This window comes from Staphylococcus sp. aM (genome assembly GCF_052975125.1).
In genome coordinates this window covers 2231591-2244410 of the sequence record NZ_CP121447.1, presented here as the reverse complement: position 1 = coordinate 2244410, position 12820 = coordinate 2231591, and the positions used below count along the sequence as shown (strand labels likewise).

The 12820-nt window shown below is 33.2% G+C and carries 13 protein-coding genes; all 13 read left to right on the top strand.

Annotated elements, in window-relative coordinates:
- The first annotated feature begins 3 nt into the window (after window positions 1-3).
- The 13 genes from P7F85_RS11040 to nusG all read left to right on the top strand — a co-directional run bounded on the left by P7F85_RS11040 (window position 4) and on the right by nusG (window position 12793).
- The gene (locus tag P7F85_RS11040) at window positions 4-2457 is read left to right on the top strand and encodes an ATP-dependent Clp protease ATP-binding subunit (protein ID WP_002465575.1); all 2454 of its coding nucleotides are present in this window, start codon (window positions 4-6) and stop codon (window positions 2455-2457) included.
- 341 nt (window positions 2458-2798) lie between these two features.
- Window positions 2799-4163 (top strand): DNA repair protein RadA, encoded by a 1365-nt coding sequence (gene radA / locus P7F85_RS11035; RefSeq protein ID WP_002465557.1) that lies wholly within the window; start codon window positions 2799-2801, stop codon window positions 4161-4163.
- Between the two features lie 26 nt (window positions 4164-4189).
- Window positions 4190-5263 (top strand): PIN/TRAM domain-containing protein, encoded by a 1074-nt coding sequence (locus P7F85_RS11030; protein WP_002465562.1) that lies wholly within the window; start codon window positions 4190-4192, stop codon window positions 5261-5263.
- 285 nt (window positions 5264-5548) lie between these two features.
- Complete coding sequence (gene gltX / locus P7F85_RS11025) at window positions 5549-7003, top strand: glutamate--tRNA ligase (protein ID WP_002465549.1); 1455 nt, start codon at window positions 5549-5551, stop codon at window positions 7001-7003.
- A gap of 394 nt (window positions 7004-7397) precedes the next feature.
- On the top strand, window positions 7398-8027 hold the full coding sequence (gene cysE, locus P7F85_RS11020; RefSeq protein ID WP_171001928.1) for a serine O-acetyltransferase: 630 nt from the start codon (window positions 7398-7400) through the stop codon (window positions 8025-8027).
- On the top strand, window positions 8011-9411 hold the full coding sequence (cysS, locus tag P7F85_RS11015; protein WP_002465554.1) for a cysteine--tRNA ligase: 1401 nt from the start codon (window positions 8011-8013) through the stop codon (window positions 9409-9411). Before cysE ends, cysS begins: the two co-directional genes overlap by 17 nt.
- 1 nt (window position 9412) lies before the next feature.
- Window positions 9413-9802: a Mini-ribonuclease 3 gene (locus P7F85_RS11010; RefSeq protein ID WP_031463892.1), complete on the top strand. Its 390-nt coding sequence runs from the start codon at window positions 9413-9415 to the stop codon at window positions 9800-9802.
- 4 nt (window positions 9803-9806) lie between these two features.
- Window positions 9807-10553 carry a 23S rRNA (guanosine(2251)-2'-O)-methyltransferase RlmB gene (rlmB, locus tag P7F85_RS11005; protein ID WP_002465583.1) on the top strand — a complete coding sequence of 249 codons (747 nt, stop codon included), beginning with the start codon at window positions 9807-9809 and terminating at the stop codon, window positions 10551-10553.
- Complete coding sequence (locus P7F85_RS11000; RefSeq protein WP_002465578.1) at window positions 10553-11080, top strand: NYN domain-containing protein; 528 nt, start codon at window positions 10553-10555, stop codon at window positions 11078-11080. Before rlmB ends, P7F85_RS11000 begins: the two co-directional genes overlap by 1 nt.
- Window positions 11081-11150: 70 nt before the next feature.
- Entirely contained in the window at window positions 11151-11732 is a 582-nt protein-coding gene (locus P7F85_RS10995) for a sigma-70 family RNA polymerase sigma factor (protein ID WP_002465555.1), read from the top strand.
- Window positions 11733-11856: 124 nt separating this feature from the next.
- On the top strand, window positions 11857-12000 hold the full coding sequence (rpmG, locus tag P7F85_RS10990; RefSeq protein ID WP_002465546.1) for a 50S ribosomal protein L33: 144 nt from the start codon (window positions 11857-11859) through the stop codon (window positions 11998-12000).
- Window positions 12001-12051: 51 nt separating this feature from the next.
- Entirely contained in the window at window positions 12052-12234 is a 183-nt protein-coding gene (gene secE, locus P7F85_RS10985; protein ID WP_002451212.1) for a preprotein translocase subunit SecE, read from the top strand.
- A 10-nt stretch (window positions 12235-12244) separates the two neighbouring features.
- Window positions 12245-12793, top strand: coding sequence for a transcription termination/antitermination protein NusG (gene nusG, locus P7F85_RS10980; RefSeq protein WP_002451213.1), 549 nt, complete (start codon window positions 12245-12247; stop codon window positions 12791-12793).
- The last annotated feature ends 27 nt before the right edge of the window (window positions 12794-12820 follow it).

Genomic DNA, 12820 nt, shown 5'->3' with positions numbered 1-12820 from the left:
CATATGCTATTTGGTAGATTAACTGAACGTGCGCAAAGAGTATTAGCTCATGCACAAGAAGAAGCAATTCGATTGAACCATTCAAATATTGGAACAGAACATCTTTTATTAGGTCTAATGAAAGAACCTGAAGGTATCGCAGCAAAAGTATTAGAAAGCTTTAATATTACAGAGGATAAAGTTATTGAAGAGGTTGAAAAACTTATCGGTCATGGTCAAGCTCCTATGGCAACATTACATTATACACCTAGAGCTAAAAAAGTGATTGAATTATCAATGGACGAAGCACGTAAACTACATCACAATTTTGTAGGAACAGAACATATTTTACTTGGCTTAATCCGTGAAAATGAAGGTGTAGCGGCGCGTGTATTTGCTAACCTTGATTTAAATATTACAAAAGCACGTGCACAAGTAGTTAAAGCATTAGGTAGCCCAGAAATGAGTAATAAAAATGCTCAAGCAAATAAATCTAATAACACACCAACATTAGATAGTTTAGCACGTGATTTAACAATTATTGCTAAAGATGGCACATTAGATCCAGTTGTGGGTCGAGACAAAGAAATTACACGAGTTATAGAAGTATTAAGTCGTCGTACTAAAAATAATCCTGTATTAATTGGTGAGCCAGGTGTAGGTAAAACAGCTATTGCGGAAGGTTTAGCTCAAGCTATAGTAAATAATGAAGTACCGGAAACACTTAAAAACAAACGTGTCATGTCACTAGATATGGGTACTGTTGTAGCTGGTACAAAATACCGTGGTGAATTTGAAGAACGATTGAAAAAAGTAATGGAAGAAATTCATCAAGCTGGCAATGTGATTCTATTTATTGATGAATTGCATACATTAGTAGGTGCAGGTGGTGCAGAAGGTGCAATAGATGCTTCAAATATCTTAAAACCAGCATTAGCACGTGGCGAATTACAATGTATTGGTGCAACAACGTTAGACGAATATCGTAAAAACATTGAAAAAGATGCTGCGTTAGAGCGTCGTTTCCAACCTATTCAAGTTGATGAGCCTACAGTTGAAGACACTGTATCAATTTTAAAAGGACTTCGTGATCGCTATGAAGCGCATCATCGCATCAATATTTCAGATGAAGCTTTAGAAGCGGCTGCTAAATTAAGCCATCGCTATGTGTCAGATCGATTTTTACCAGACAAAGCAATTGACCTTATCGATGAAGCAAGTTCAAAAGTAAGATTGAAAAGTCATACAACACCTAATAATTTAAAAGAAATTGAACAACAAATTGAAAAAGTAAAAAATGAAAAAGATGCAGCTGTCCATGCACAAGAATTTGAAAATGCAGCTAATCTAAGAGATAAACAAACGAAATTAGAAAAACAATATGAAGAAGCTAAAAATGAATGGAAAAACTCACAAGATGGGGTAAGTACATCATTATCAGAAGAAGATATTGCTGAGGTTATTGCAGGTTGGACAGGTATCCCATTAACTAGAATTAATGAAACAGAATCAGATCGTTTACTAAATCTTGAAGATACTCTACATGATAGAGTTATTGGTCAAAAAGATGCCGTGACATCTATCAGTAAAGCTGTTAGACGTGCAAGAGCAGGCTTAAAAGACCCTAAACGTCCAATTGGTAGCTTTATATTCTTAGGACCTACAGGTGTGGGTAAAACTGAATTAGCTCGTGCTTTAGCAGAATCAATGTTTGGTGAAGATGATGCTATGATTAGAGTTGATATGAGTGAGTTTATGGAAAAACATGCTGTCAGTCGTTTAGTCGGAGCCCCTCCAGGCTATGTTGGACATGATGATGGCGGTCAATTAACTGAAAAAGTAAGACGTAAACCATATTCAGTTATCCTATTTGATGAAATTGAAAAAGCACATCCAGATGTATTTAATATACTTTTACAAGTTTTAGATGATGGTCATTTAACGGATACCAAAGGACGTCAAGTTGACTTCCGAAATACAGTTATCATTATGACATCAAATGTTGGTGCTCAAGAATTACAAGATCAACGTTTCGCTGGTTTTGGTGGTGCAGATGATGGTCAAGACTATGAATCTATACGTAAAACAATGATGAAAGAGCTTAAAAATGCTTTCCGTCCTGAGTTCTTAAACCGTGTGGATGATATTATTGTATTCCACAAATTATCTAAAGAAGAACTTAAAGAAATCGTCACTATGATGGTGAATAAATTAACATTGCGTTTATCAGAACAAAATATTAATATCAAAGTTACTGAAAAAGCCAAAGAAAAAATTGCTGAAGAAGGATATGATCCAGAATATGGTGCAAGACCATTGATTCGTGCAATTCAAAAAACGGTTGAAGACAATCTAAGTGAATTGATCTTAGACGGAAATCAATTGGAAGGTAAAGAAGTAACAGTAGATCATGACGGTGAAGAGTTTAAATATGACATTCAAGATAGAAAAGAAGATAAAGCATCTACTGAAGCGTAAACCATCATAAACTTAATCATACAATAAGAGGTGGGAACCGAAATGTTCCTACCTCTTTATTTATATTTCAATAACCATTATTCTTTATTTCCAATGCTTCCTAAATTGAGTTGTGACATAATAGGAAATAACATTGTTAAAATAGTATTAATATATCGATAATTAAAGAAAAGCATTAATTAATAAAAAATAAAATTTACATATTAAGACGAAAAAATGACTTTATCGTATTGAATTATGAATACTTTTAAAAAATTAATTAAAGCATTAACATTTAATTTGTCATTATGAAATTGTCAGTTTAAAATAGATTTGTTCTTAAATATAACGGAGGTGCGAAATTGGCCAAGAAAAAGATAATATTTGAATGTATGGCATGTGGCTATCAATCTCCAAAATGGATGGGAAAGTGTCCTAATTGTGGTGCATGGAACCAGATGGAAGAAATAGTAGAAAAAGCTGCCAATCCTAAACATGGTGTTAAATCTAAAGAAACAGCAGGGAAAGTACAAACATTAGATAGTATCAAAAATGAATCTACACCACGCGTTCTTACAGAATCTAAAGAATTTAACCGTGTACTAGGTGGAGGAATAGTTAATGGATCATTAGTATTAATAGGCGGAGATCCAGGTATTGGTAAATCCACGTTACTACTACAAATTTGTGCCTCACTCTCACAATCTAAAAATGTTCTATATATCACAGGTGAGGAATCAATCAATCAAACAAAATTACGTGCAGATCGTTTGGAAGAAGACTCGAGTAAATTACAAGTATTAGCTGAAACGGATTTAGAAGTCATTTATCAAACAGTTAAAGACATTAATCCGGATTTACTAGTAGTTGACTCTATTCAAACAATATACCATCCAGAAATTAGCTCTGCACCAGGATCTGTGTCACAGGTTAGAGAAAGTACGCAAAGCTTAATGAATATAGCTAAACAAATGAACATAGCTACATTTATTGTTGGGCATGTTACAAAAGAAGGACAAATTGCAGGACCTAGATTACTTGAACACATGGTGGATACTGTATTGTATTTTGAAGGTGATGAGCATCATGCTTATCGAATACTACGAGCAGTTAAAAACCGTTTTGGTTCGACTAATGAGATGGGAATATTTGAAATGAAACAAAGTGGTCTAAAAGGTGTGCTAAATCCTTCAGAGATGTTTTTAGAAGAACGTTCAACTAATGTGCCAGGTTCAACAATTGTTTCAACTATGGAAGGTACAAGACCACTACTTATTGAAGTACAGGCGCTTGTAACACCGACAACATTTAATAATCCGCGTCGTATGGCTACCGGTATCGATCACAATCGTTTAAGCTTATTAATGGCTGTTTTAGAGAAAAAAGAAAATTATCTATTACAACAACAAGATGCTTATATTAAGGTTGCTGGCGGCGTGAAATTAACTGAACCTGCAGTTGATTTAAGTATCATTGTAGCTACAGCTTCAAGCTTTAAAGACAAAGCTGTAGACGGCTTAGACTGCTTTATTGGCGAGGTTGGTCTAACAGGAGAAGTAAGACGTGTAGCTAGAATAGAACAACGTGTTCAAGAAGCAGCAAAGTTAGGATTTAAGAGAGTTATTATTCCTCAAACTAATATAGGTGGTTGGACCTTCCCGGAAGATATAAAAGTAGTAGGTGTTTCATCAGTACATGAAGCATTAAAATACGCATTTAATTCATAAGTGATTTGAAAGAGAGGAGGTAAAAAATGAATCCATTAAGATTAATGGTTGTAGCCATTTATATGATTATAGGTGCTACTTTAGGAATTATTATTATTCCTGAAGTTGTAAATGATTTAGGATTTAGTCAATATCCCATTTTGACGAATCATTATATAGACGGACTCATTGGGATTATTGTATTTTTTATTATTTTTGGTTTATTTATCAAACAAATTACATTTGCTTTTAAAGAGCTAGAACATACAATTATGAAACGTAGCGCTGTAGAAATATTATTTGCTACAATTGGCTTAATTATTGGACTACTCATCTCTGTAATGATTTCATTTATTTTAGAATTGATAGGAAATTCAGTTTTAAATCATTTTATTCCGATTATTATTACAATGATTTTATGTTATTTTGGTTTCCAATTTGGCCTAAAGAAGAGAGACGAGATGTTAATGTTTTTGCCAGAAAACATATCACGTTCAATGTCGCAACATTCGTTTAAGGCAATCCCAAAAATTATCGATACAAGTGCCATCATTGATGGAAGAGTTATAGATATTATGAAATGTGGGTTTATGGACGGAGAAGTGCTTATTCCACAAGGTGTGATTAATGAATTACAAGTAATTGCTGATGCTAATGATAGTGTTAAACGTGAAAAAGGACAAAGAGGTTTAGATAAACTTAATCAAATATATGATTTAGATTATCCAACGCGTGTTATTCATCCCACAAAATCGCATAGTGATATAGATACTTTGTTGATTAAATTAGCAAAACAGTACCATGCACACATTATTACAACAGATTTTAATCTTAATAAAGTTTGTCATGTACATGGAATAAGTGCGTTAAACGTTAATGATCTATCAGAAGCTATTAAACCAAATGTACACCAAGGAGACCATTTAAATATCTTATTAACTAAAATGGGAAAAGAGCCAGGACAAGGTGTCGGTTATTTAGACGATGGTACTATGGTTGTTGTTGATAATGCTAAGAAATTAATAGGACAACATGTCGATTTAGAAGTGATTAGTTTATTACAAACGTCATCAGGACGTATTGTCTTTGCTAAAAATTTAAATGAAATAACAGAAGAATGATTATTGAATATGGCAAACCAGTTTCATGTGAAACGAGTTGAAAACTTATTGGTATGAATACACGAAAAATGAATGCTAGTAACTTATCAAAGTAGCGTAGAAGTGCTACAATTGTTTCTGACACAATTTGTATTAACAATGATTCATTTTTGGTAGATAGAAATAAAATTTATCATAGAGACTTAATCATGGATAATCATTCGTTACATATTCAATAAGGAAAGTTGAATAGATATTGTTACAAATTAAAAATATCAATAATTAAAAACTACAGGAGTGGATAAAATGAGTGAACGCGTAAGAGTAAGATACGCACCAAGTCCAACAGGATACTTGCATATCGGCAATGCACGTACGGCTTTGTTTAACTATTTATTTGCTAAACACTATGGCGGCGATTTTGTAGTACGTATTGAAGATACTGATAGCAAACGTAATTTAGAAGATGGCGAATCTTCACAATTCGATAACTTAAAATGGTTAGGATTAGAATGGGACGAATCAGTTGATAAAGATAAAGGTTATGGACCATATCGTCAATCTGAACGTGCAGATATCTATAACCCACTGATTAAGCAATTATTAGAAGAAGACAAAGCTTATAAATGTTATATGACTGAAGAAGAATTAGAAGCAGAACGTGAAGCTCAAATAGCACGTGGAGAAATGCCAAGATATGGTGGTCAACACGCTCATTTAACAGAAGAACAACGTCAACAATTCGAAGCGGAAGGTCGTCAACCATCAATTAGATTCCGTGTACCTAAAGATAAAACATATACTTTTAACGATATGGTTAAAGGTGAAATTTCATTTGATTCAAATAATATGGGCGACTGGGTTATCGTGAAAAAAGACGGTGTGCCAACGTATAACTTTGCAGTAGCAATTGATGATCATTACATGGAAATCAGTGATGTTATTCGCGGTGATGACCATGTTTCAAATACGCCAAAACAATTAATGATTTATGAAGCATTTGGATGGGAAGCACCAAGATTTGCTCATATGTCACTTATTGTTAATGAAGAACGCAAGAAACTAAGTAAACGTGATGGGCAAATTTTACAATTTATCGAGCAATATCGTGATTTAGGTTATTTACCAGAAGCGTTATTTAACTTTATTACATTATTAGGTTGGTCACCTGAAGGTGAAGAAGAAATTTATTCTAAAGAAGAATTTATTAAAATCTTTGATGAAAAACGATTATCTAAATCACCTGCATTCTTTGATAAACAAAAATTAGCATGGGTCAATAACCAATATATGAAACAAAAAGATACTGAAACAGTATTTGAATTAGCACTACCACATTTAATTAAAGCTAACTTAATCCCAGAAAACCCTTCTGAAGAAGATTTAGATTGGGGACGTAAACTTGTAGCTTTATACCAAAAAGAAATGAGTTATGCTGGAGAAATCGTACCACTTTCAGAAATGTTCTTTAATGATATGCCTGAATTTGGAGAAGAAGAAAAAGAAGTTATCAATGGTGAACAAGTGCCAGAACTAATGACACATTTATATGGCAAATTAGAAGCACTTGAACCATTCGAAGCAGCGGAAATTAAAAAAGCGATTAAAGAAGTACAAAAAGAAACTGGCATTAAAGGTAAACAATTATTTATGCCAATTCGTGTTGCAGTTACAGGACAAATGCATGGCCCTGAATTACCAAATACAATTGAAGTGCTTGGTAAAGACAAAGTATTATCACGATTGAAAGAATATATTTAAGCATATAGAGAAAATCAAAAAAATTAAAATTCACACTTGAAAAATTACAATTTAACACATAATATTGAATGTAATAAGTGAATTAAAACAAAGGATTAGTAATTAAATGGTACATGATGCAGAGAGTGTGCGGTCGCTGCGAGCACAACATGGAAATTAATGAATGCACCTTTGATTGTTAAATTATATATGGATTAAATGAGAGTAAATCTATGTGATATAAACCTGTGAAATGATTTATATACAATAATTTACTGAACGAAGAGTGGAACCGTGCTTATGCGCCTCTAACAAAAGATGTTAGAGGCGCATTTTTTTAATTTTATTCAAATATACAAACTAAAGAACTAATATTAGTTGTAAAGCTAAGGGGGAGAATGTTTTGTTAAGAAGAATGAGAGACGATATAAAAATGGTGTTTGAACAGGATCCAGCGGCGCGCTCAACTATTGAAGTTGTTACAACATATGCAGGATTACATGCTGTATGGAGTCATTTGATCGCACATAAATTATATAATAATCAACGTTATGTAGCTGCTAGAGCTATTTCACAAATATCTAGATTTTTTACAGGTATTGAAATTCATCCTGGGGCTAAAATTGGGAAACGCTTATTTATCGACCATGGTATGGGCGTAGTTATTGGTGAAACGTGCACGATTGGAGATAACGTAACGATATATCAAGGTGTAACTTTAGGTGGGACTGGTAAAGAAAAAGGTAAAAGGCATCCAGATATCGGTGATAATGTCCTTATCGCAGCTGGATCAAAGGTTTTAGGTAATATTCAAATTAGTTCTAACGTAAATATAGGCGCGAATTCAGTAGTGCTACAATCAGTACCAAGTTATTCTACAGTTGTAGGTATACCAGGCCATATTGTAAAACAAGATGGTAAACGTATTGGTAAAACATTCGATCATCGTAATTTACCTGATCCATTATATGAACAAATTAAACACTTAGAAAGACAACTTGAAAAAACAAGAAACGGAGAGATTCAAGATGATTACATTATATAATACGTTAACACGTCAAAAAGAAACATTTGAACCAATAGAACCAGGTAAGGTGAAAATGTACGTTTGTGGTCCAACTGTTTATAACTATATCCATATTGGAAATGCAAGACCGGCGATAAATTATGACGTTGTACGTAGATATTTTGAATATAAAGGTTATGAAGTGATATATGTATCTAACTTTACAGATGTCGACGATAAATTAATCAAGCGTTCAAAAGAATTAAACGAAAGTGTTCCTGAAATTGCAGATAAATATATTAAGGCATTCTATGAAGACGTAGGTGCACTGAATGTTAAAAAAGCAACATCAAATCCGAGAGTTATGAATCATATGGATGAGATTATTGATTTTATCAAAAAATTAGTAGATGAAGGATATGCATATGAAAGTAATGGGGATGTCTATTTTAGAACACGTCAATTTAAAGACTACGGTAAGTTAAGTCATCAATCAATTGATGATTTAAAAGTAGGTGCACGTATCGAAGCAGGCGATCAGAAGGAAGATGCACTTGATTTCACTTTATGGAAAAAGGCTAAGCCAGGTGAAATTAGTTGGGAAAGTCCATTTGGAGAAGGTCGACCAGGCTGGCATATAGAATGTTCAGTAATGGCGTTTCATGAACTTGGTCCAACTATTGATATTCATGCAGGTGGATCAGATTTACAATTCCCTCACCATGAAAATGAAATTGCACAATCTGAAGCACATAACCATGCTCCATTTGCCAACTATTGGATGCATAATGGCTTTATCAATATTGATAATGAAAAAATGAGTAAGTCATTAGGCAACTTTATTTTAGTACATGATATTATCAAAGAAATTGACCCAGACGTATTAAGATTCTTTATGATTAGTGTTCATTATCGTAGCCCAATCAACTATAATTTAGAACTTGTGAGTGCTGCTAAAAGTGGACTTGAACGTATTAGAAATAGCTATCAACTTATCGAAGAAAGAGAAGCTATTGCGACAGATATAGATAATCAAGAAGAATATATCAATCAAATTGATCAAATATTAGAGAACTTTGAAGCTGTAATGGATGATGATTTTAACACTGCTAATGCAGTGACTGCATGGTATGATTTAGCCAAATTAGCGAATAGATATGTTTTAGAAAATGTAACATCATCTAAAGTAATTGCTCAATTCAAAGAAGTATATCAAATATTCAGTGACGTCTTAGGTGTTCCGCTAAAAGGCAACCAACAAGATGATTTATTAGATGAAGAAATAGAGCAATTAATAGAAGAGCGAAATGAAGCTCGCAAAAATAAAGACTTCGCACGTGCTGATGAAATTAGAGACCATTTAAAAGAGCAGAATATTATATTAGAAGATACCCCTCAAGGTGTTAGATTTAAACGTGGATAATATGAATATTAAATTACTGAACCCGTTAACATTAGCTTATATGGGAGATGCCGTTTTAGATCAGCATGTTCGAAAATATATCGTACTCAAATTGCGAAGTAAACCCAATCGATTACATCAAATGTCTAAGTTATATGTCTCAGCTAAAAGCCAAGCGCAGACACTTGAAACACTTATTGAGGAACCATGGTTTACTGAAGAAGAAATGGATATATTAAAGAGAGGGCGCAATGCTAAAAGTTATACTAAAGCTAAAAATACAGACGTTCAAACGTATCGTAAAAGTTCTGCATTAGAAGCGGTAATTGGCTTTTTGTATCTAGAACATAGAGAAGAAAGATTAAAGGTATTACTAGATAAAATCATAGAAATAGTTAACGAGAGGTCGTGAGTACGTGGAAGATATAGTCATCGTTGGTAGACATGCAGTAAAGGAAGCTATTATTTCAGGTCATTCTATAAATAAAATTTTGATTCAAGACGGTATAAAAAAACAACAAATTAACGACATTTTAAAAAATGCAAAAGATCAAAAACTAATTGTACAAACAGTACCAAAATCCAAATTAGATTTTTTATCAACTGCACCTCATCAGGGCGTAGCAGCATTAGTAGCACCATATGAATACGCAGATTTTGATCAGTTTTTGAAGCAACAACAAGAAAAAGATGGTTTATCTACCGTTATCATTCTAGATGGGTTAGAAGATCCGCATAATCTTGGATCAATATTAAGAACGGCTGACGCATCAGGTGTGGATGGGGTGATTATCCCTAAACGTCGTTCTGTTTCATTAACTCAAACTGTTGCTAAAGCATCTACAGGTGCTATTCAACATGTGCCAGTGATTAGAGTGACAAACTTAGCCAAAACGATTGATGAATTAAAAAACAATGGTTTTTGGGTTGCAGGTACCGAAGCGAATAACGCAACGGATTATAGAGATTTAGAAGCTGATATGTCATTAGCAATTGTAATTGGTAGTGAAGGGCAAGGTATGAGTAGATTAGTAAGTGATAAATGTGATTTTTATATTAAAATTCCTATGGTCGGTCATGTGAATAGTTTAAATGCATCTGTTGCTGCTAGTTTAATGATGTATGAGGTATTCCGTAAAAGACACTCGAACGGAGATAAATAATGAAAGAACGTTATTTAATAATTGATGGGTATAACATGATTGGCCAATCACCAACATTAAGTAAAATCGCCAAAGAAAACTTAGAAGAGGCGAGAGAACAACTCATTGATGCAATAGCAAACTATAATGCTGTTATTGCCGATGAAATTGTTTGTGTCTTTGATGCGTATGAACAATCTGGCATAGAAAGAGAATACATGTATCATGGCGTGAAAACTGTATTTACTAAAGAAAAGGAAACAGCAGATAGTTTTATTGAACGATATGTATATGAATTATACGATAAACATACAACGCATATTACAGTTGTGACGAGTGATATGAGTGAACAACATGCTATTTTTGGTTCAGGTGCTTATCGCGTATCTTCGAGAGAAATGTGGAGAGATTTGAGAGAAAATCAAATAACGGTGAGTAAATCCCTCGAAGATATTACAGAAACTAAACCAAGAACTCGAATTCCGCTATCAGAAGATATACTTGCAGAATTTGAAAAAATACGAAGAGGAAACCATAAAAAAGACTGATTTAGCAATATTGTTATTTAGATAGTGTTTCATATAGAATAGCCTTAAAATTTTGAAAGGCAACTAAGATATGACACATAAGAATAACAACTTGAAACAACAATTATTATTGTCAAAGTCACAACAATTAGATATAGAATTAAAAGCGATACTTCAACAATTCAATTCTTTTATTATGAGAAGAATTAATTATATTTCTCAAAATGATTTTGAAAAAGACGACCTTTATCAAGAAGTGCTCATCAAAATATATCTAGCGCTTGAGCGCCATCATTTTCAATATGATGATTCGTTTATAAAATATATATCGCGGCTCATCAAATCAGTTAAATGTGATTACTATCGACGGCATTACACTCAACAGAAGCGATATACGAATGTAGTTAATGATGCTGTGGTTGAATATCAAACGAACCTGCTTAATCGGGATCGAGTTGAAAGAGAAATATTAACATGTGAAGCAATCAAACTATTGAACACGGCGTGTGAGAAATTAACTAAACAAGAACGAGAAGTATTTGAATTTTATAGTAAAGGTTATAAACCAAAAGAAATCGCACATTTACTAGGTATAAAAGACAAAGTAGTTTACAATGCGATACAACGTTGTAAAATGAAAATAAGACATCATTTAGAATATAAATTAAAATAATAGTGTAGTGCGACAACAGTCTATACCCACAAATACTTACTGTGATAGTCATTTATCAGTTTGACATTCATATTTAGATTTATGTATAGTAGACTGGTATATTAATGAGTAAAGGTGAATGAAAGTGAAAAAAGTACCCTTGAATTGTGAAGAGTGTGGCAATAGAAATTATCATGTACCCAAAAAAGAAGGTTCAGCAGTACGATTGACCCTTAAGAAATACTGTTCAAGATGCAATGCTCATACAGTACATAAAGAATCAAAATAAACGATATTCAAATATTAATGACTATTGTTGAAAGATTTGGAGGTTTTATTAGTGGCTAAAAAAGAAAGCTTTTTTCAAGGTGTAAAATCAGAAATGGAAAAGACGAGTTGGCCAACTAAAGAAGAATTGTTTAAATATACTGTTATTGTAGTATCAACAGTAATATTCTTCTTAGTCTTTTTCTATGCCTTAGATTTAGGAATTACAGCATTGAAAAATTTATTAATAGGTTAGGAGTGGCGACATGTCTGAAGAAGTAGGCGCAAAGCGTTGGTATGCAGTGCATACATACTCAGGATATGAAAATAAAGTTAAAAAGAATCTTGAAAAAAGAGTAGAATCAATGAATATGACAGAACAAATCTTTAGAGTTGTCATACCTGAAGAAGAAGAAACACAAGTTAAAGACGGTAAAGCAAAAAAACTTGTGAAGAAAACATTCCCTGGTTATGTACTAGTTGAACTTGTAATGACAGATGAGTCATGGTACGTAGTAAGAAATACACCAGGTGTGACTGGATTTGTCGGTTCAGCTGGAGCTGGTTCAAAACCTAACCCATTACTTCCAGAAGAAGTTCGCTTTATACTTAAACAAATGGGATTAAAAGAAAAAACAATCGATGTCGAGTTAGATGTTGGAGAGCAAGTACGTATTAAATCTGGACCATTCGCAAACCAAGTCGGAGAAGTTCAAGAGATTGAAGCGGAAAAATTCAAATTAACAGTATTAGTTGACATGTTTGGACGTGAAACACCAGTAGAAGTAGAATTCGATCAAATCGAAAAATTATAGTGAGATAAATTAACGTTTTTAAATGTA

What these genes read in the sequence shown, in the direction of transcription:
- P7F85_RS11040 (WP_002465575.1), top strand. Translation starts at nt 4, where the DNA reads ATGCTATTTGGTAGATTAACTGAACGTGCGCAAAGAGTATTAGCTCAT.
- P7F85_RS11030 (WP_002465562.1), top strand. Translation starts at nt 4,190, where the DNA reads ATGAATCCATTAAGATTAATGGTTGTAGCCATTTATATGATTATAGGT.
- gltX (WP_002465549.1), top strand. Translation starts at nt 5,549, where the DNA reads ATGAGTGAACGCGTAAGAGTAAGATACGCACCAAGTCCAACAGGATAC.
- cysE (WP_171001928.1), top strand. Translation starts at nt 7,398, where the DNA reads ATGAGAGACGATATAAAAATGGTGTTTGAACAGGATCCAGCGGCGCGC.
- cysS (WP_002465554.1), top strand. Translation starts at nt 8,011, where the DNA reads ATGATTACATTATATAATACGTTAACACGTCAAAAAGAAACATTTGAA.
- P7F85_RS11010 (WP_031463892.1), top strand. Translation starts at nt 9,413, where the DNA reads ATGAATATTAAATTACTGAACCCGTTAACATTAGCTTATATGGGAGAT.
- P7F85_RS11000 (WP_002465578.1), top strand. Translation starts at nt 10,553, where the DNA reads ATGAAAGAACGTTATTTAATAATTGATGGGTATAACATGATTGGCCAA.
- P7F85_RS10995 (WP_002465555.1), top strand. Translation starts at nt 11,151, where the DNA reads ATGACACATAAGAATAACAACTTGAAACAACAATTATTATTGTCAAAG.
- nusG (WP_002451213.1), top strand. Translation starts at nt 12,245, where the DNA reads ATGTCTGAAGAAGTAGGCGCAAAGCGTTGGTATGCAGTGCATACATAC.